Origin of the sequence: Paucibacter sp. PLA-PC-4 (assembly GCF_026241155.1) — a bacterium.
Classification (GTDB): Bacteria; Pseudomonadota; Gammaproteobacteria; order Burkholderiales; family Burkholderiaceae_C; genus Roseateles_E.
The window spans coordinates 263,721-283,394 of sequence record NZ_JAPFGP010000008.1; the positions used below are offsets into that span (position 1 = coordinate 263,721).

14 protein-coding genes, 1 pseudogene and 2 riboswitches are annotated in these 19,674 nt (G+C 67.1%); all 15 genes and pseudogenes read right to left on the reverse strand.

From position 1 onward, the window contains the following. Positions 1 to 4 precede the first annotated feature (4 nt). On the reverse strand, positions 5 to 4,003 hold the full coding sequence (gene cobN, locus OOZ63_RS14855) for a cobaltochelatase subunit CobN (RefSeq protein WP_266006311.1): 3,999 nt from the start codon (positions 4,001 to 4,003) through the stop codon (positions 5 to 7). Then, the gene (locus OOZ63_RS14860) at positions 4,000 to 4,320 is read right to left on the reverse strand and encodes a DUF2149 domain-containing protein (protein WP_266006312.1); all 321 of its coding nucleotides are present in this window, start codon (positions 4,318 to 4,320) and stop codon (positions 4,000 to 4,002) included. The genes cobN and OOZ63_RS14860 overlap by 4 nt, the downstream gene beginning before the upstream one ends. Continuing rightward, positions 4,317 to 4,781: a MotA/TolQ/ExbB proton channel family protein gene (locus tag OOZ63_RS14865; RefSeq protein WP_266006313.1), complete on the reverse strand. Its 465-nt coding sequence runs from the start codon at positions 4,779 to 4,781 to the stop codon at positions 4,317 to 4,319. The genes OOZ63_RS14860 and OOZ63_RS14865 overlap by 4 nt, the downstream gene beginning before the upstream one ends. Continuing rightward, complete coding sequence (locus OOZ63_RS14870) at positions 4,778 to 6,076, reverse strand: cobyrinate a,c-diamide synthase (protein ID WP_266006314.1); 1,299 nt, start codon at positions 6,074 to 6,076, stop codon at positions 4,778 to 4,780. The genes OOZ63_RS14865 and OOZ63_RS14870 overlap by 4 nt, the downstream gene beginning before the upstream one ends. Before the next feature lie 5 nt (positions 6,077 to 6,081). After that, positions 6,082 to 6,849: an ABC transporter ATP-binding protein gene (locus tag OOZ63_RS14875; RefSeq protein WP_266006315.1), complete on the reverse strand. Its 768-nt coding sequence runs from the start codon at positions 6,847 to 6,849 to the stop codon at positions 6,082 to 6,084. Then, positions 6,846 to 7,841, reverse strand: a complete 996-nt coding sequence (locus tag OOZ63_RS14880; RefSeq protein WP_266006316.1) for a FecCD family ABC transporter permease — start codon at positions 7,839 to 7,841, stop codon at positions 6,846 to 6,848. The genes OOZ63_RS14875 and OOZ63_RS14880 overlap by 4 nt, the downstream gene beginning before the upstream one ends. After that, complete coding sequence (locus OOZ63_RS14885) at positions 7,841 to 8,191, reverse strand: ABC transporter substrate-binding protein (protein WP_266006317.1); 351 nt, start codon at positions 8,189 to 8,191, stop codon at positions 7,841 to 7,843. Before OOZ63_RS14885 ends, OOZ63_RS14880 begins: the two co-directional genes overlap by 1 nt. Before the next feature lie 97 nt (positions 8,192 to 8,288). Next, positions 8,289 to 8,355, reverse strand: a riboswitch (guanidine-III (ykkC-III) riboswitch). 393 nt (positions 8,356 to 8,748) lie between these two features. Then, positions 8,749 to 9,315 carry a bifunctional adenosylcobinamide kinase/adenosylcobinamide-phosphate guanylyltransferase gene (gene cobU / locus OOZ63_RS14890; RefSeq protein WP_266006318.1) on the reverse strand — a complete coding sequence of 189 codons (567 nt, stop codon included), beginning with the start codon at positions 9,313 to 9,315 and terminating at the stop codon, positions 8,749 to 8,751. Between the two features lie 3 nt (positions 9,316 to 9,318). Further along, the gene (locus tag OOZ63_RS14895) at positions 9,319 to 11,211 is read right to left on the reverse strand and encodes a TonB-dependent receptor domain-containing protein (protein WP_266006319.1); all 1,893 of its coding nucleotides are present in this window, start codon (positions 11,209 to 11,211) and stop codon (positions 9,319 to 9,321) included. Between the two features lie 72 nt (positions 11,212 to 11,283). Beyond that, positions 11,284 to 11,523: riboswitch (cobalamin riboswitch) on the reverse strand. Between the two features lie 325 nt (positions 11,524 to 11,848). Then, the gene (gene pth / locus OOZ63_RS14900) at positions 11,849 to 12,472 is read right to left on the reverse strand and encodes an aminoacyl-tRNA hydrolase (protein ID WP_266006320.1); all 624 of its coding nucleotides are present in this window, start codon (positions 12,470 to 12,472) and stop codon (positions 11,849 to 11,851) included. A 41-nt stretch (positions 12,473 to 12,513) separates the two neighbouring features. Next, a complete protein-coding gene (locus OOZ63_RS14905) occupies positions 12,514 to 13,902 on the reverse strand; it encodes an efflux transporter outer membrane subunit (protein WP_266006321.1) in 1,389 nt (462 codons plus the stop codon). Next, on the reverse strand, positions 13,899 to 17,192 hold the full coding sequence (locus OOZ63_RS14910) for an efflux RND transporter permease subunit (RefSeq protein WP_266006322.1): 3,294 nt from the start codon (positions 17,190 to 17,192) through the stop codon (positions 13,899 to 13,901). Before OOZ63_RS14910 ends, OOZ63_RS14905 begins: the two co-directional genes overlap by 4 nt. Before the next feature lie 22 nt (positions 17,193 to 17,214). After that, positions 17,215 to 18,402 carry an efflux RND transporter periplasmic adaptor subunit gene (locus tag OOZ63_RS14915; protein ID WP_266006323.1) on the reverse strand — a complete coding sequence of 396 codons (1,188 nt, stop codon included), beginning with the start codon at positions 18,400 to 18,402 and terminating at the stop codon, positions 17,215 to 17,217. Positions 18,403 to 18,760: 358 nt separating this feature from the next. After that, positions 18,761 to 19,294, reverse strand: a complete 534-nt coding sequence (locus OOZ63_RS14920) for a transposase (RefSeq protein ID WP_266006324.1) — start codon at positions 19,292 to 19,294, stop codon at positions 18,761 to 18,763. Further along, positions 19,281 to 19,674 (reverse strand): annotated as a pseudogene (locus OOZ63_RS14925) (IS5/IS1182 family transposase); the annotation flags it as partial. The pseudogene OOZ63_RS14925 and the gene OOZ63_RS14920, both read right to left, overlap by 14 nt.

Genomic DNA, 19,674 nt, shown 5'->3' on the forward strand with positions numbered 1-19,674 from the left:
GGCATCAGGCGGTTGCAGGCAAAGCCGGTCGTCGCGCCTGCCAGACCGCACCCAGGCTCATCAGCAAGGCCATCGCGACCCAGGCCAGGGCCTGCGAGAGCTGGTTCTGCAGCTGTGGTGCGACCAGGTCTTGCGGTGGCTGTTGCTGTTCCAGCAGCAGGCCGCGTGTGCTGGGCGGCGGGGGGGGTGCTGCCTCGGCAGTGGCCGGCGCGGCAGGCGAAGCCGTGGCCTGGGACACCGGCGTGTGCAGCTGGTCGGCAGCCCATTGCCGCACTGCCGCCAGCTCCTGATGCAGACCGGCCTCGCTGCTCAGGCTCTGATATGTAGCGGCCAGTTGCTCCCGGGTCGCCGCGTCGGGCTTCCAGTAGCCCAGGCGCTCGGCCTGAATCATCCGTTCCAGCGCCTGCGCATAAGCCTGCTTGTTCTGCTTCAGCCACTCGGGCAGACCGAGCTGCTGCTTGTCGCGCACCAGCGTGTCGTACAGGCTTTGCCAATGGTCGGGCCGCACGGTGCCCGGCGCGATGGCCTGCCAGCCGAAGGTGTATTGCACGGCCTTGAGTACCTGCAAGGCGCCGGCCCAGCCCTCGGCCTGCTGGGCCTTCAGCCATCCGGGGTGCAGATAGCGCGACTGCATCTCCATCGCCAGGCTGCTGGCCGCGCTCTCGGTGTGCAGCTCAGTGGCGTCCTGCAGCTGGCTGACATGCAGGCTCAAGCCGTCTTTGCGACCGGCCGCTTTGGCGGCGGCGGACAGGCCGCCGAGGTACTGAAAAGGGTCGTCCGAGCTCAGCATCGCATACAGATGCGAGCTGCGCGACATCAGCGCCGCATCGGTGTGCTTCAGATGCGCACCGAGGGCCTGCGCCGCGACGGCCGGCCGGCTCAGGCGCAGCGGCTCACCGTTGACATAAGGCTGGCTCATTCGCTGCAAAAAGAGCTGGCCCAGTCGCGCGTCGTCGGCCTTCAAGCCGTTGTCCTGGGCGGCTTCGGATATGCCGGTGCCGTAGTCGCCGCTGGCATTGCCAAACACGCGTGCCTGCGCCAGGGCCAGGGCCTCGGCCTTGCTCAGGCCCTGGCGACGTAGCTCGGCAGCCACGGTGGCGGTGTTGCGCGCGACGATGTTGCCGGGCTCTGCGGCCGCAGCGGCCGCGACGGCCTGGTCGAGCAGATTCATCAGCGCCGGGAATTGGTCGCGGTAAGAGCCGGTGATGCTCAAGAGCACATCGACCCGGGGTCTGCCCTTCAGTTCCGCCAGCGGCATCGGCTTGACGCCGGTGGGCCGGCCACTGTCGTCCCAGATGGGTTGCACGCCCAAAGCGGCCAGTGCCTGGGACTCCATCAGGCCTTGGTGTCTCAGCGTCTCGCCAGCCCACAGCGACAGCGCCAGACGCTGCGGGGGCTTGCCTGTTTTCGCCTGTTCCTCGTACCACTGCGCGAACAGGCGCTGCGCCACCTCATAGGCCTGCTTGGTCGGCAGCCGGCTCGGGTCCAGGCCTGTCAGGTTGCGGCCTGTTGGCAGGCTGTCGGGGTTGCGCAGTGGGTCGCCGCCGTAGGCCGCAGGCAGGAAGCGACCTTGCAGCGCGGCAAGCAGGCCTGGCATCTCACCCTCGGTGGACAGGCGACGCTCCAGCTCCTGGGCGCGCTCGGCCAACTGCAGCAACGCGGGGGTGTCGATGGCTTTGCGCGAGGCGCGGTTGGGCACATGGCTCTGAGGCTCGGGCGGGCGCAGATCCAAGGTGCTCGCAGCCTGGGCGTCCTTCAACGCGACATGGAGCCAGCGCGCCGGGCGCGACGTCGCGACGCTCTCGTGATTGATCAGAAAGGCCTCATCGATGTCCTCGCCCAGCGCTTCAATCAAGGGCTGGCGCAGCATCTGCAGAATCGTCGTGTGGCGGGCACTCTCGTGCGGCACCTGGCCAAACACCGCCAGGCCCTTGGGCTGGGAGCTTTGCGCCAGCCGGTCCAGCCAGGGGTGCAGCAGCTCTAGGAAACCGCTGAAATCGGCGGCGATCTGCTGGGCAGTCCAGCCCAGGTCGCGGTGCAACTGGTGCTCGACAAAAGCGCTGACCATCTGGCGCTCCAGCGCCTGGCGCGTCGGGCCGGCGTCCACCGTTTCCCACTCGTGCATCAGCTCGTGCATATGGGCCATGCGGGCATTGAAGCCGGCCGGCGCGAAGCTGGGGGTGCGGTGGCTGACCATCAGGGCACGGCCGCGGCGCTTGGCCGTTAGGCCTTCGCCGAGGTTGTCCACGATATAGGGGTAGATCACCGGCACATCGCCTAGTGGCAGCAGGGCTTCGTCATGGATGTCCAGTGCGCGTAGCTTGCCGGGCGCCCATTCCTGCGTGCCGTGGGTGCCGAAGTGGATCAAGGCGTCCGCCTGACGGGCCCATAGGTAAGTGGCTAGGTAGTGATGCGAGATCGGCGTCTTGTTCTTGTGCATGAAGGGGTCCTGGCCCCGCCTGAGCGTCTCCTCGCGCGGCGGCTGCGGCAGCACGCTCAAGCCCCCGCGCTGCAGGCGAGGGATTACGAAGACAGGGCGGCCTTCATGGCTGACGATGTAGCGGCTGCGGGCCGGCTCGCCCCACTGGCCATTGATGTGCTGCTGCAGCGCCGCCGGCAAGGTCTTGAACCAGGCCTCGTAGTCGGCCAGCGGGAGTGCGGCGGCTTGGTCGCGCGCCAGCAGGGCTTGCAGATCGGCGCTGGGATAGTAGGCCGCGATCAGGGGCTTGAGCTGCGCGATCCACTCGGCCTCGGGCAGCGGCTGCACGCCGTAGCCGGCCTCGCGCAAGCCCATGGAGACCCGCTCCAGGCTGCGCGGGACGTTCAGAAAACTTGCGCCGAAATGGTCGCCGCCCGGCGGGTAGTTGTAGACGAAGGCGACCAGGCGCTTGCTCGATGCGGGCTTGGTCTGCAGCACGATCAAACGTCTGGCCTTGGCGATCACGGCCTCGGCCTGGCGCCCGATCAGCTGCGGCCCTTCCTGGCCTTTAGACCCTTTGTTCGCATGGGCGACCACCATCAGCGGGTCGATCGCTCCGGCGCCCTCGGGTTGGGCAAAGTAAAAGGGCAGATCGCTCATGCTCAGACCGGTCTCGCTGGCCTCCCAGTCGGCCGTGCCGCCGCTGCGATAGGGGAGGGTCTGCAGCAGCGGGGCGCCCCACCGATTAAACAGCGGCTGCAGGCCGCCGGACTGGGGCAGCAGCGCGTGGTTGACGATCACCGAGGCGTGCAGCTTGCCATCTGGCAGTTCCATCAGCGGGGCCAGCGAATCGCCGGCCGTCCCTTCACTAAAGCGCGAGCTGAACACCGCATAGGCCAGCAGCCCCTGACGGTCGAAGCGCTGCAGCCAGTCGTCGATCCAGGCCGTGGCGCCCTGCACAAAGTGGTAGCGGTGCAGCAGCAGCGCGACGGCCGGGCGTTTGTCGCCTTGGGCTTCGGCCCAACGTGACAGGGCCTGCGCGTTTGCGAACAGGCCCGGCGCGCCCGGCAGATAGAGGCCGCGCTGCGGCAGCAGGGTCGGTAACGGCAGATCGGGCGCAGGCTGGCCGGTCAGCTGGGCCTTGACAAGGGCGAAGGCGTGACGGGTGTTGGCGATGCCGCCGGCCTGCAGATAGGCGCGCAGCGAGCGATCGCCGGCGGCAGGCTCGCCGGCCGCGATCCAGACTGGTGTGGCGATGGCATGTTGCTTGAGCGCCTGGCCCAGCATAGCTCGTAGCTTGGCCTCGACGCTGGGATGGGGCGCGTCTATCCAGACCAGCTGGGCCTGGCTCAGCGCCTGCGCCAGTTCGCGCGCTTGCGAGGCATCCAGCGCTGTGCTGCGCAGCGGGTAGTCCATCGCCTTGAATGCCAGGCCGGCGGCCGCCGCTTCACGCTCGATCAGCGCGCTGCGCGCGGCCGGCGTCACGTCCAGCGTGATCCACAGCAGCAGGCCCGTCTTGGCGCCGGCGGCCCACGCGGGAGCCAGCAGCAGTGACAGCATCAAGACCAGGCAGGCTTTGATCACGGCTTGTCGCCCTCGGGCACATAGATGATGTTGCCGTCCTTGAGCTTGTAGGCCACGCCCGCACGCACGCCCTGGCCCTCGCTGCTGCCGCCATTGCCCTTGTAGCGGATCTCCTTGCCGTTCTGGCGCACGACAATTTCCATGTCCGGCTCACCCGGCTTCTTGATGATGGTGACGTTCTCGTTCGCGTCCTCTTGCTGCTGCAGCGCGACCGCGGTCAGCAGCGCGACGACCAGCACTAAAAACACATCAACCAGATTGACAGCCGACAGCATTGGGTCGTCGTCTTCCTCACCGAGGATGGACAGATGCTTCATGCCTGGCCTCGCGCGCTACGGATAGCGACGAGTTCGCTCATCAGCCAGCGGCGGCGCACCGAGTAAGCGACCAGGCCGACTGCCGCAGCCGCCAGCGCGAGCACGACGCCGGCGAAAGCGCCGCTGAACACTGCCAGTGCCTGCTGGCCCTGGCCAGCGGCAACGCTTTGCAGCGCCGGGCCCAGCGGCACCATCGTCGCGATCAGGCCCAAGAGCGGGCTGACGCGGCCCAGCAGACGCAGCGGCTCCAACTGGCGCACGACCTGCAGCTCGATCTCTTCGAGCGGCTTGTCTGCATGGGCGTGCAGGGTCCGGTAGTTCGGTGATCGCCAGCGCTGCGCAGCCTCCATCAGCGTGGCGCCGGCCACCCACAGCGCGTAGATGAAGCCCAGGCCCACGAGCACGAGGACCGGCCACAGCAGGGCTTGGGCGATCTGGGCAAAACCTTGTTCGAGCATCATGAGGCGTGTTGGGTAAGGAAGAAGGCAGCGATGGCCTCGGGGTTGGACGGGAAGTAGTGGTGCACGTAGCTGGCGCGAAGACTGCCCTGTGCGTAAAGCGCCTCGGCTGCCTTGCCGCCATTGGGATTGGTGGCCCGCGCAATGGGCTCAAGCGACGTGGCCAGCAGCGAGTAATGGAAGGTGTGGCCGCGCAGCTCACCTTCAGGCCACTCGATCTTTTGCATGCCCAGAGCCGCCAGGCGCTTTTGCATCTGAGCGCGGCCGGGCATCAGGCAGGCCATTTCATGGTTCATGCCCTCGGTGTCTGTCAGACTCTCCGCCATCGCCAGCATGCCGCCGCATTCGGCCAGTAGCGGTTTTCCGGCCGCAAGATGAGCGGCAAGATCGGCGAAGAAGCTCGCATTGGCGCGCAAAGCCGGTGCATGCAGCTCTGGATATCCGCCGGGCAGCCATAGCGCGTCGCAGGGTGGCAAGACCTTACCCTCGATAGGCGCGAAAGTCAGGACCTCGGCGCCCAGGGCGCGCAGGCAGTCGAGATTGGCGGGGTAGATGAAGGAGAAGGCGGCGTCCTGGGCCACCGCGATGCGCCGGCCTTTTAACAGTGGCGGCAGGGCCGGCTCGGGCTCGAACTCGAAGCGAGTCGCCCGGAACTCGAAGCCGGCCGAGGCCTCGCCCCAAGCCTGGGCCCAGCTGTCCAGTTGTGCGTCGAGCCCGGGCATTTCGAGCGCCTGCACCAGGCCCAGATGCCGCTCTGGCAGGGCCAGGTCTTGCCTGCGATGGAGCGCCGCGACCAGGGGCAGATCCTCGGGTAGGCCTTCGGCCACCATGCGGGCATGGGCGGGGCTTCCGACCCGGTTCGCGACCACGCCGCACAGGCGGATATCGCGGCGGAAGGTCTGCATCCCGACGGCCAGCGCCGCAAAGGTCTGGGCCATCGCCGAGGCGTCGATCACTGCGAGCACCGGCAACTTGAGCGCCGCGGCCAGATCGGCGCTGCTGGGCGTGCCGTCGAACAGGCCCATCACGCCCTCGACCAGGATCAGGTCGGACTCTGACGCAGCCTGGGCCAGCAGGCCCTGACAGTGCGCGAGCCCGCCCATGAATAGATCCAGCTGATAGACCGGGTGGCCGCTGGCGCGCTCCAGCACCATGGGGTCCAGATAGTCGGGGCCGGTCTTGAAGACGCGCACCCGCTTGCCCGCATTGCGGGCATGGCGTGCGATCGCGGCGGTGACGCTGGTCTTGCCCGATCCGGAGGACGGGGCGCTGATCATCAGGGCGGGGCAGGTGTTCATCGTTGTCATGCGTTCAAGGCCAGCCAGCGGCCCTGCACCTGCAGGATCAGCAGGCGCTGCTGAAAAACCTGCTGCAGCGCGGCGTGGGTGGCGCAGGCCGCGGGCGGGCCCTGGTGGACGATGCGGCCGGCGTCCATCACGACGACGCTGTCGGCCTGCAGTGCGATATTGAGTTCATGCAGCACCGAGACCACGGTCACGCCCTCGGTGACGAGGCCGCGCACGATCTGCACCCAGTCGCTCTGGTGCGGCGGGTCAAGATGGGCCAGTGGCTCGTCCATCAGCAAGGCTTGAGCCCGCACGGCCAGCGCACGCGCCAGCAGCACGCGCTGGCGCTCGCCGCCGGAGAGCTGGCCCAGCGGGCGCTCGCGCCAGTCCCAGCTCTGTGTCATGCGCATCGCCTGCTCTACCGCCGCGTGGTCGGCGCTGCTAGCTGGTGCAAGCCAGGGTTGGTGTGGCAGGCGGCCCAGCATCACGACGTCCATCGCGCTGAGCTCGTCGGCGCTGGCCTCGTTCTGGCCCAGCCAGGCGACCTGGCGGGCGCGCTCGCGCGCCGGCCAGCTGTGCCAGGGCTGGTTTTGCAGCTGCAGCGTGCCGTCGAAGGGCAGCAGACCGGTCAGCGCGCGCAGCATGGTCGACTTGCCGGCGCCGTTGGGTCCCACGACGGCGGTCCAGGCGCGCGCCTGTGGCGCGAAGCGCAGCGGCTGCAAGATGGTGCTGCCGCCGAGCTTCAGCGAGCGTAGCTCCAGGCTCAGCAAGGGCGCAGCGCTCATGGCCGCTTCCCCAGTCCCGAGGAACGCCGGTGCATCAGGTATAGCAGATAGCTGCCGCCCAGCAGCGCGGTGATGATGCCCACCGGCAGCTCCTGCGGCGCGATCACCCAGCGCGCTCCGATATCGGCCGCCAGCAGCAGCATGCCGCCGGCCAGTGGGCTCAGTAGCAGCAAGTCGCGGTGCGTCACCGGCCCCCAGCTGCGCACCAGATGGGGAGCTACCAGGCCGACAAAGGCGATCAGGCCGCATTGCGCAACAGCAGCCGCCGTGGCCAGGGCCAGCACGGCGATCAGCAGCACCCGCACCAGGGCCAGACGCACGCCCAGCGAATGCGCGGTCGCCTCGCCCAGGCTCAGCGCGTCGAGGCTGCGGCTGCAGCCAAGGGCCACCAGCAGGCAGGCCAGCAGGGTCGCTGCCATGATCATCACTGCGTTCCAGCCGACAAAGCCTGTGCTGCCCAGCATGAAGGCCTGCATGGCTCGCATGATGTCGGGATTCATCAGGGTCAGCAGGGCCGAGCCCGAGCCCAGCACCACGCCGACGACGACGCCAGCCAGCAGCAGCCGCAGCGTCTGCTCGACGCCGCGCGCCAGCAGCAGGGTCAGCAGCACCGCGCCCACCGCGCCGACAAAAGCTGCGCCTGTCATGCCCACACGCAGGGCCAGCGCGGTGGCGGCCGGCGAGAAACCGACCATGAAGAGCAGCACGGCCACGCCCAGCGAGGCGCCGGCAGAGCAGCCCAGGAGATAGGGGTCAGCCAGCGGATTGCGGAACAGGCCTTGCGCCACCGCGCCGGCCAGCGCCAGCAGCGCCCCGGCCAGCCAGGCACCCAAGGAGCGGGGCGCACGGATGTCCCAGAGGATTTGCTGCATCACCGGATCCTTGTCGACCCAGGGGCTCCAGCCGGTGCTGCCTATGGCCAGGCCCAGTGCCAGCAGCGCGGTGCTGCCGAGCAGCAGGATCAGCAACCACAGGCCATGGCGAGCGCTCATCAGCGCATGCCCCCCGGCGGCGCATTGAAGGGCACGGTGGGCAGCGCTACCGGGCCGGCGGCGGCCTCGCGCAGACAGCGCGCCATCAGCGCGGCTGCCTCGTCCATTCGCGGGCCGGGGCGCACCAGCACATCCGATTCGGCCGGCACCCAAACGCAGATTTTCTTGTTCCTGACCGCCTGGATCGCGCCCCAGCCGGGGCGCTGTGGCAGGCCCGACGCACTGCGCTGGCCCACCATGATGACTTGCGGATCGGCGCGCACGACGAACTCGGGATTGAGCTTCGGGAAGGGTCCCAGCTCGGCAGGCACGATATTGCGGCCGTGCAGCCGGCTCAGGATCTCGCCCATGAAGGACGCGGTGCCGGCGGCATAGGGTGCGGCATCGACCTCGTAGTAGATGCGCAGACCGCGCGCGGCCGGCGGCAGGTTGGCCGCGCTGTGCGTGATGGCGCCGTCGATGCGGTTCCAGATACGGCGCGCCTCGTCCGGCTTGCCCAGCAACTGGGCCAGCTTGCCCAGTACGCGCTGCACATCGCCCAGGGTTTTGGGCTCCAGCGCAATGACCTTGATGCCCAGCGCCTCCAGCCGGTCCATCAGGCGAGAGGACATGCCCAGCAGCACGACATCGGGCTTTAACGCCACCACAGCCTCGATGCTGGTGTCGTCCAGTCCGCCCAGTTTGGGCAAGGCGCGGGCTGTGGCCGGGTAGTTGGAGAAACGGTCGGTGCCGACCAGCCGGGCGCAGTCGCCCAGCTCGCAGACCGTCTCGGTCAGCGAGGGCAGCAGACTGACGATGCGCCTGGGTACCTCGGGTAGCGTGACGGTATGGCCGCGGTCGTCTTTGACGTTGACTGCAGCCTGAGCGAGTCCCGCCAGCACCATCAGCATGCTTGCCAACAGATGTTTCATCGCTTTTCTTTCTCCACCGCTCGGGTCCAAGCCTGGCCTGCCACCATCAGTGTCAGGTCTTGACAGCGCCTGGCCACGGCCTGGTTCAGTCGGCCCAGCTCGTCAACATAAAAGCGCGCCGCACTGGACATCGGCGATACACCCCAGCCGACCTCGTTGGAGACGAACAGTACCGGCGAGGGCAGCGTCGGCAGCAGGTCCAGCATGCGCTGGCGCTCGAGCTGCCAGCCGGCCAGATCGGGTTTGTCGTCCATAGGCATCAGCCAGTTGGTCAGCCACAAGGTCAGGCAGTCGACCAGAATCAGCCGCCCGGGGGCGGCGATGGCAGAGAGTCCCTGAGCCATTGCCAGCGGTGCCTCGAGGGTGTCGAAGCCCGCCGGTCGGTCTAGTTGATGGCGCGCGATGCGTGCGCTCATCTCGTCATCAAAAGCCAGCGCCGTGGCCAGCACCGTGACCGTGTGGCCGGGCGCAGCGGTCAGCCAGGCCTGCGCCAGCATTTCTGCATGGCGCGACTTGCCACTGCGCTGGCCGCCGACGATCAGGTGGTGCTGAGCGGCGCTCATGGCCTAGAGCGTCGGGGTGTACCGCAGGCCGACGAAGAACTGGAACGGCGCATTGGCATAGCCGCGCGCTGTCTCGTACTTGCGATCGAATGCGTTGTCCAGCTTGAGCTGCAGGCGCAGCTGCTGATTCAGGCTGTACTGCGCATCCAGGTCCAGCGTGGCATAGCCGCCCAGCTTGATCCCAGTGTTCAGGTTGTCGGTGCGCTTGCCGCTGGCCATGACCTGGGCACCCAGGGCCCAGCCGGCCACATCGGTCTCTGCGCGCAAGCTGCCATGAGTCTTGGCGCGCCGGGCCAGCACCTTGCCGTAGTTTTTGTGGCCGGCACGTTCGGTGACGTCCTTGGGCGATTGCAGGTCTAGCGATCCGGACAGGCGAACCGCACCCAGGCTCGTGTTGGCCTTCAGGCTCAGCCCTTGCAGGCGGGCTTTGCCGACGTTTTCATAGCAGCCGAATCCGTCCGGGCAGGGACCGGGGGCGCCGAAAACAATCAGGTCATTGATGAGATTGCGGTAGGCCGTCAGGCTGGCGCCATGGGCACCTTGTGTGAAATGCAGGCCGATCTCGGCGTTCTTGCCCTTCTCGGGCTGCAGATCTGCTTTGCCGTACTGGCTGAAGCGCTGATAGAGCGAGGGCGCCTTAAAAGCTGTGCCATAGGAAGACAGCAGCCGCCACTGCGGGCTCAGCTCGTAGCCGGCGGCCAGCGTGCCCGTGTTGGCGCTGCCGAACTCGCTGTCGCGGTCATGGCGCGCATGGGCCTGCAGCGACAGCGGGCCGGCCGACCAGAGATATCCCAGCCCCACGGCGTCCTGGTCGCGATCGGCCTTGCCGCCGGCCACGCTGGTGTTCACCAGCTTGTCCTCGCGGCGCTCCAGCGAGCCGATGAGCTGGCCGCCTCCGAGCTTGAGGCCGGCGCTGAGCGCGGTGGAGCGGGTGCGGGTCTCGGTCTTGTAGACGCTGGGCTTGGTTTCGTAGTTGTCGGTGGATTCGCCGACGCTGAAGCTGGTGTCCAGCGCCGGGCTCCACTGCGCCGCCCAGGCTGCGCGCAGCGCGCGGGCGGCGTTGATATTGCGGTCGTCGACCTTGGGTTTGGCCGTGGCGTCGTACTGGCTGTTGATATGGCTGTCGATGCCGATCAGGTCGACGCGGTGGGCCTTGCTCAGCTGCGCGCCCAGGCGCAGGCTGACGCTGCGGCTGCGGTAGCCGTCGATATCGGGGCTGTAGCCCGGATCGCCGATCACCGGTCGGGTGTTGAAGCCATCGCTGCGCTCGCTGGCGACGGAGAGCGCGTAGTCAAAAGCGCCGTTGAGGCCACTGATGCTGGCGTCCAGTTTGGCCAGGCCGTTGTTGCCGCCGCCCACACCCAGCTCCAGCAGCGGTGCGCCCTCGCCCTTGCGGGTGAAGATCTGAACCACGCCACCTATCGCATCGGAACCATAGATCGCGCTTGCGGCGCCGCGCACGATCTCGATGCGTTCGATTTGCGCCAGGGGCAGCGACTGCCAGGATGCGCCGTCGGTGCGCTGCGAGTCGTAGGGCACGCCGTCGATCAGCACCTTGGTGTGGCGGGTTTCGGCGCCGCGGACGAACAAGCTGGTGTTGGCGCCGGGGTTGCCGTTGCGGACCATCTCGAAACAGGCCTGGCTGCGCAGCAGATCGGCCAGGCCGCCGAAGGCTTGGCGCTCGATGTCGGCGCGGGTGATCACAGTGGCATCAGCCAGCACCTGGCTTAGCGCCTGCGGGCTGCGGGTGGCGGTCACAAAGACCGGGTCAAGACCCTTGCGGCCAGCGGACTGGGCGTGGGCCTCGGGCAAGGCCGCCAGCAGCGCCAGGGCAAAGGGAGTCATGCGCAGCAGTGCGCTCGTCGCGCGTGCGGGACGCCGAACAGTAGTATTCATTTACGGACCAACAACAGTACATCCAGGACACCAGCTTCCCCGCGGGTCCTGTGGAACGATGCGCCGGCAAACGCCGAGACATCACTTGTTGGCCGGTATCCGGGCTGGTGGATGCAAGCTCTGTGTCCTTCCCAGCGCATCAAGCGCCAGTGGAGCGAGTACAGAACCGGAAGCCGCGCTTGGCGACTTCGTCCACTTACCGTTGCGGGGACAGCTCAGGTTAGGTTTGCCTCGGCGAGGCGCGCCCTCCTGATTCCCGTTTAACTGCGCAGCCATGACGGCTGCACGAGCACCAACGACGTGGATTCTAGCGGCTAGCCGCGGGGCGACGCCGCGTAGTTCTTGGGCGGCCTCGGATCTGGGTCTTGGGCTTGTGGGTCTGCCTGCGGCTTGACGCCTTCGGACTTGCTGCCTGGGGCCCGGTCGGGCCGGACCCGACCGTGGATGCCGACAGGCCTGTGCCTGGGAGGGCTGGCCTTGATAGGCTAGCGCCCGCGCTCGAGCTCGCGCGCCCGTTCAGCGTCGGGGCACTGGCGCTGCAGGCCCGCAGCGATAGACACCGGTGCTGCGAGTTTAGGTACGTGTCTGCAAGCTGCTGCCCTGCGCCACCAAAGCGACGGCGCAGTTGGCGAGCGATTCATGATGGATCGATGGCTGGTGGCTTGGGTGGCTTGGGCCTGGGCGGCTTGGCATGTATCTTCATCATGGCCCGCTCCAGCTCGCCCTTCAGCATCAAATCCACGGACTCCAGCGACTTGGCGATGCAGTCCTCGATGGCCTGGCGTTCGGCCAGCGGCGGCTTGCGCAAGACATAGCCTGCGACCTCGGTCTTGACGCCCGGATGTCCGATGCCCAGCCGCAGCCGCCAGAAATTGGCAGAGCCCAGGCAGGCCTGCATATCCTTGAGTCCGTTGTGGCCGCCGTTGCCCCCGCCCTGTTTGAACTTCATCTGGCCGGGCTCGATATCGAGCTCGTCATGGATGGCCAGTATCTCCTCGGGTGCGATCTTGAAAAAACGCGCCAGCGCGGCCACCGACTTGCCGCTGAGGTTCATATAGGTCATCGGCTCCAGCAGCCAGATCGGCCCGGCCGCGCCGGGCGCGTTATTGATGCGCGCAACCAGGCCGTGATAGTTGCGATCCACCGCCAGCGTGCCGCCGAGCTTTCGGGCCAGGTCATTGACCCACCAGAAGCCGGCGTTGTGGCGTGTGTCCTCGTATTCGGGACCTGGATTGCCCAGGCCAACAAAGAGTCGAATCATGGGAGGGATTATCCCTGCCCATGACCCGAGCCTTGCAGCGCTCAGCCGCCCCAGCCGCCGGCCAGCGCCTTGTAGACGCCGACCAGCGACGTGGCGGCAGCCGTCTGCGACTGCGCCAACCGGTCGCGCGCCGACAGCAGCTCACGCTCCGCATCGAGCACCGCGAGGAAGTCGCTGACGCCGACACCGAACCGCTCGCGCGCGATCAGCGCGGCGCGCTCGGCGGCGCGGGCCGCGTCGAACAGGTGCTGCGCCTGCTGCTGGCTTCGGCTGTAACCGGCCAGCGCGCCCTCGGTTTCCTCCAGCGCACCGAGCACGGTGCGCTCGTAGCTCAGCAGCGCCACCTCACTGCGCGCATCCGCGGCGGCGATTTGAGCCTTGATGCGGCCGAAGTCCAGCAGATTCCAAACCAGTTGGGCGCCGAGGTTGTAGGCGTAGGAGGCGCCATCGCCCAGATCGCCCAGCCGCGAGGCATTCTGGCCCAGCGTGCCGCCCAGCGTGATGCGCGGGAACAGATCGCTGCGGGCCACGCCGGCGCGGGCTGCCGCGGCTGCGGCCTGAGCTTCGGCGGCCTGCACATCGGGGCGGCGGCGCAGCAGCTCTTGTGGTGCGCCGATCCCGCCCAGCGCCACCGTCTTCAGACCCGGCAGCGGTTTCACCTCGCTCAACTCCTGATCCAGCGCGGTAGGCGGCTGCCCGCTCAGCACGGCCAGGCGGTAACGTGTACGCAGCAGGGCGGTCTCCAGCGCCGGCACGCTGGCGGCGGTGGACTGCAGCAGCGCGCGGGCGCGCTCGCTGTCTAGCGCCGTGCCGCGCCCGGCGTCCTGGCGGGCCAGCACCAGCTTCAGCGCGGCCTCCTGGGTCTCTAGCGAGGCGCGGGCCACTCGCAACTGCTCCTGCAGGCCGCGCAGCTCGAAGTAGTTGCGCGCCACCTCCGCGGCCAGGCTCAGCTGGGCCCCGCGCAGCCCGGCCTCGCCGGCCAGCACGCCTGCCGCGGCTGCGCGCTGCTCGCCGCTGAGGCGACCGAACAGATCGGCCTCCCAGGCGACATCGAAGCCGGCCGAGTAGGCACGCCGGGTCTGCGGCTGGCCTTGGTCGTTTTGCGCGCGCACCCGTGCCGCGCCGGCGGCCAGGCCCACGGTGGGCAGTTGCTGGGCATCGGCAAAACGGCCCAGCGCGCGAGCCTCCTGAAGATTGGCTGCGGCGATGCGCAGATCGGTGTTGGCCTGCAGGGACTGGGCGATCAGTTGGTCCAGCTGCGCATCATTGAAGCCGCGCCAGAACTGGGCCACCGGCTCGCCGGCCGCTGCCTCGGTAGGCTTGTTCGCGAACTCGGCCGCGAGCGCGGGCTCGTAGCGTTTGAGCTCGGCCGTGCCGGAGCAAGCGGCCAGCGCGGCAAGGCCGATAAGACTGATGGCGCGGCGCATCATGCACCCTCCTTGCGGTTCGTGATCCCGGCATCGTCGACGCCGGGATGGAAGGGGTGGGCAGCGGCGTCGATCTCGCGGCGCAGATCCGCTGCATGGGCGCGCTTCTTCTCGGTGCTCTTGCGCAACAGTGCGTAGAACACCGGAGTCAGGAAGATGCCGAACAGCGTGACGCCGACCATGCCCGAGAACACCGCAATGCCCATCGCGCGGCGCATCTCGCTGCCGGCGCCGGAGCCCAGGATCAACGGAATCACGCCGGCACAGAAAGCGATCGAGGTCATCAGGATGGGCCGCAGTCGCAGCCGGCAGGCCTCGATCACTGCTTCCACCATCGGTTTGCCACGTTCTTCGAGCTCCTTGGCGAACTCGACGATCAGGATGGCGTTCTTGCAGGCCAGTCCCACCAGCACGACCAGGGCCACTTGGGTGAAGATGTTGAGGTCGCCGGTCTGACCAAAGGGTGGAAAGTGCGAGAGCCAGACGCCGAACAGCGCGGAGAGTATGCACATCGGCACGATCAGGATGATGGCCAGCGGCAGGCTCCAGCTCTCGTACTGGGCGGCCAGGACCAGCACCACCAGCAGCACCGACAGCAGTAGCACGGCACCCAAGGTTGGCACCTTGATCCCGAGGCCCGGCAGCGTGACATCGCGGGTGAGCCGGTCCTGGTAGCTCAGCTCGGTCCACTCATAGCTCATGCCGCGAGGCAGCCCCTTGAGCAATTGCTCGATCTCGGCCTCGGCCTGCCCGCTGGAGAAGCCGGGATTGGGCGCACCGTTGATGTCGGCGCTGGGGAAACCGTTGTAGCGGGTCACGCGCGTAGGGCCGAAGGTGGGTGAGACCTCCATCAGCGAGCCCAGCGGCACCATGGCGCCGGCGCCGTTGCGTGTCTTCAGGTCGGCAATGTTGCCGGCCTGGGCGCGGAAAGGCGCGTCGGCCTGCACGATCACCTGGTAGGTTTTGCCGAAGCGGGTGAAGTCGTTGACATAGAGCGAGCCCAGATTGATCTGCAGGGTGTCATAGATGTCCTGCAGCGCCACGCCCATCTGCTTGGCCTTGCCGCGGTCGACATCGGCGAACAGCTGGGGCACGTTGATGTCATAGGTCGAGTAGGGCGTGCCTATGCTGCTCTTGGGGTTGCCGTAGATCGGCCCCAAAGTGCCCCAGACCGCGCCGTACAGGGCCTGCTCGCCCTGGCTGCTGCGGTCCTGCACCTGGACCTTGAATCCGCCGGCATTGCCCAGCCCGTCGACTGCGGGCGGCGGCACGACGAACATGCGTGCGCCCTGGATCTCCTGGATCGCGCCATTGACCTTGCCGAGAATGGCATCTTTGGACAGGTCGCCGCTCTTGCGCTTCTCGAACGCGTCAAGGCCGAAGAACACGATGCCCTCATTCGGTGCGGCCGAGAAACCGGCGATCGACAGGCCGGGGAAGGCGATCGAGTCGACGATGCCCGGCACCTTCAGCGCGATATCGCTCATGCGGCGGATCACGTCTTCGGTGCGGTCCAGCGTCGCGCCGGCAGGCAGCTGGGCGATGCCGATCAAGTACTGCTTGTCCGGCGCCGGCACAAAGCCGCTGGGAATGCGGCTGAACAGCAGCATGGTCGCGCCGATCAGCACGGCATAGACGACCAGGGCCAGCGACTTGCGCCGCAGCAGGCCGGTAACGCCACGCGAGTAGCCCTCGCTTCGCGCATGGAAGAAGCAGTTGAACCAGCGGAAGAAGCCGCCGAAGAGCTTGTCCATGCCGCGTGTCAGCGCGTCCTTGGGGGCGTCGTGCGGCCGCAGCAGCAGGGCTGCCAGCGCCGGCGACAGGGTCAGCGAGTTGAAGGCCGAGATCACTGTGGAGATCGCGATCGTCGCGGCGAACTGCTTGTAGAACTGGCCTGACAGTCCCGGCACAAATGTCAGGGGGATGAACACCGCGCACAGCACCAGGGCGATCGCGATGATGGGACCACTGACCTCCTGCATGGCCTTCACCGTGGCCTCGTGCGGCGTCAGCCCGTCCTCCAGATTGCGCTCGACGTTTTCGACCACGACGATGGCATCGTCAACCACGATGCCGATCGCCAGCACCAGACCGAACAGTGTCAGTGTGTTGATCGAGTAGCCGATCATCAGCAGCACCGCGAAGGTGCCCACGATGGACACCGGCACGGCCAGCAGCGGGATGATCGAGGCGCGCCAGGTCTGCAAAAAGATGATGACCACAAGCACCACCAGCAGCACCGCCTCGATCAGGGTCTGGACCACCTTGGTGATCGAGGTCTGCACGAAGCGGGTGGGGTCGTAGACGATGTCGTAGTCGACGCCCGCGGGGAAGCTGGCCTTGGCCTTCTCCATCACCTCGCGCACCGCGTCGGAGATCGCCAGTGCGTTCGAACCCGGAGCTTGGAAGATGCCGATGGCGGCAGCCTCCTTGTTGTTCAGCAGGCTGCGCAGCGCATAGGAGTTCGCGCTCATCTCGACGCGGCCGATGTCCCGGATGCGCACCAAGGCACCGGTGGCCGGATCGCTGCGGATGATGATATTGGCGAACTCTTCTTCGCTGACCAGACGCCCCTGAGTATTGATGGAGAGCTGGAATTCGGTGCCCTTGACGCTCGGCGAGGAGCCGACGACGCCGGCCGCCACCTGGGCGTTCTGTTCGCGCACGGCCGCCACCACATCGCTGGCCGTCATGCCGCGGCCGGCCAGCTTTTGCGGGTCGACCCAGATCCGCATCGCATAGTCGCCGCCGCCGAACAGCTGCACCGAGCCCATGCCCTGGATTCGCAGCAGGTCGTCGCGCACCTGCAGATTCGCGTAGTTGCGCAGGTAGAGCGCATCGCGGCTGTTGTCGGGGCTGACCATGTGCACCACCATGGTCAGATTGGGCGATTGCTTCTCGGTGGTCACGCCGATCTGGCGCACCACCTCGGGCAGACGGGGCAGGGCGCGGTTGATGCGGTTCTGCACCGCCGTTTCCGCTGCCTCCGGGCTGGTGCCGATCTTGAAGGTGACGGTCATCGTCATGGCACCGTCGGCGGTGGCCTGACTGTCGTAGTACAGCATGCCCTCCAGGCCGTTGATCTGCTCCTCCAGCGGCGTGGCCACGGTCTCGGAGATCACGCGCGGGTTGGCGCCTGGGAACTGGGCGCGCACCACCACCTGCGGCGGCGCGACCTCGGGATACTCGGAGATCGGCAGCTGGAAGATCGACAGCAGGCCAACCAGGAAGATGAATACCGACAGCACGGTTGCAAAGCGCGGTCGGTCGATGAAAAAGCGTGAGATGTCCATGGGGCTAGCCTCGCGCCTGGTCTTACTTGGAGGCCGCCGGGGCGACAGGGGCGGCGGGAATGGGCATGCCCTTGTCGTCCACCTTGAGCTGCTGCGGCGTCACTGGCGCGCCGGGGAAGGCACGCAGCAGGCCGTCGACGATGACCAGCTCGCCGGGTTTGACCCCCTCGACCACCCGCATGCCGTCGATCAGCACGCCAGGCTTGATCTCGCGCGGCTGGACGATGTTGTTGGCGCCCACGATCAGAACGATCTTGCGGGTCTGATCGGTGCTGATCGCGCGCTCGGCGACCAGGGTGGCCTGGTACGTGCCTGAACCGACGAGCTTGACGCGGGCAAACAGGCCTGGCGTGAAAAGACCGGCCTTGTTGTCGAACACCGCGCGGCCGCGGATCGACGCAGTCGCCGGGTTCAGGCGGTTGTCGACGAAGTCCATCCGTCCCTCATGAGGAAAGCCGGTCTCGTTGGCCAGGCCCATCAGCACCTTGTTGCCTTCGCTGCTGCGCTGCGAGGGCATGCTGCCGTTGCGGGCCGCGCGCACGTATTTCAGGTAGGTGGCCTCGCTGGCATCGAAATAGGCATGGATCCGGTCGCTGGAGACGACGGTCGTCAACACCGGATCGCCGACGCCGACCAGGTTGCCCGCCGTGACATTGGCTCGGGAGCTGCGACCAGCGACCGGCGCGGTGATGCGGGTGAATTCGAGATTGAGCTTGGCCTGCACCAGAGCGGCCTCGGCAGCCTTGGTATTGGCCTCGGCATTGCGGGTGGCGGCGCGCAACTGGTCGATCTCCTGCTGGCTGACACCCTGGATCGCGACCAGCTTCTGCGCTCGCTCGAGCTCGCTGGCGCTGAGTTCGGTCTGGGTTCGGGTGGCCGCGAGCTGGGCCTCGGCACGGGCAACCTCAGCTGCAAAAGGGCGCGGGTCAATGCTGAACAGCAACTCGCCCTTCTTGACCAACTGGCCCTCGCGGAAATGGACCTTGTCCAGGGTCCCGCCCACGCGCGAGCGGATCTCCACCGTGTCGGGGGCCTCCAGCCGGGCGGTGAACTCGTCGAATTCCTGCACCTCGCGTTGGACGGCCGGCGCCACCGATACCGGAGGTGGACCGCCAGCCTGAGGCTGCTGCCCGCCAGCTTCCTGGCTGCAGCCCGTTACCAGAGCGGTCAGCAGTGCTGCCGCGACGAGCCCGACCGGGCGCTTGCTCATGTGTATAGCCATCGAATCCCTCCTGTGGCCCATCCGTCCACCTGCAGGGTGGTCGGTCGACAAGCCAGTTGGCGCGACTGTAGGGATATGGCGGGAGTCTGGCTACTCCCTAAGGGCTTAGGCTACTGACATCAGAATGGCAGCTGCCTGAGTAAAAGTGGTCCGGAAATGACAAAGGGCCCCTCGCAGTCCGTGTCAAAACCTAATCTGCGAAGCGCCTGATAAAACGCCCCGAGTCTTTGTCGGGGCGTTTTTGTTTGACCAGGAAAAGGTCGCACCTTACCTTTGTAAGCCGCCCTGCGGTGCTTTGGAGCGTCGATAGCGCTGAGTTGTCGCTCAACGGGACCGCTGCCTCACCTTAAGCCAGCTTCTTCAGCATCTGAGCGCCTCCGAGCACCGCCGGCGCCCGCTTGAAGTTGTAGGCCAGCGTGGCAAGTGCGATCTCTGTCCCAGCGCCGGTCAGTCCTCGCATCAGGAAGCGCGCCTTCTCGAAGATCTGATACTTTAAGGCCGCAAAGGGATGCTCGACTGTGCAACGCCGCAAGCGCATCGCTTGGGGTGTTGCGCGTTCTTGCATGCGCTCCAGCGCCGCCTCGTACAAGTGGCGGCTGACCATCCGTCGGCTTGACTGCGTGCAGCGAGCCTTCATCGCGCAGGTCGTGCAGTCGCTGGCCTGGGCCGCATAGATGATCACCTTGTCGGCATTGTTCAGTTGCTTGCGCCTCAGCACCTGGTTGGCGGGGCACACATAGACGTCGGCCTGCGCGTCGTAGGTGAAACGGGCGCGGTCGAAGAGTTCGCCGTCGCCCTGGTGGTTCACCGAGCGTTTGACCGGCACATGCACTCGCACACCCAGGTCCTCCAGCGCCTGCGCCTGCTCACCATTGAGCATAACCGGCGTCGGCCACGAGCTTGAGTTCCTGGGCGCCCAGCGCCTGCTGCGCCGCCTGCCCCATGCGCTGCAGACAGCCGTTGTCACCGGCCTGCGCGTTGACCTCGTGGGCCACGATCAGCGCATGTTCGCCGTCCACGGCCGTCTGCACGTTGTAACCCGGGCCCTTGCCTTTGAGTACCACCGACTCAGGCTCGGTGCGCATATGCCGCCTCTTGCCCTGGCTGCTGGCCTGAGCCAGTTCGGACTTCTTTTGTTCTAGCCGAATCAGCGCTGCGCGCAGCGCCTGCGCATCGACTTCGGGCTCTCCCGGCTGTTGGTCGGCAGTCTCCAACTCCTGTAGATACTGTGCAATGCGCTGTTCCAGCTTGGCTTGCAAC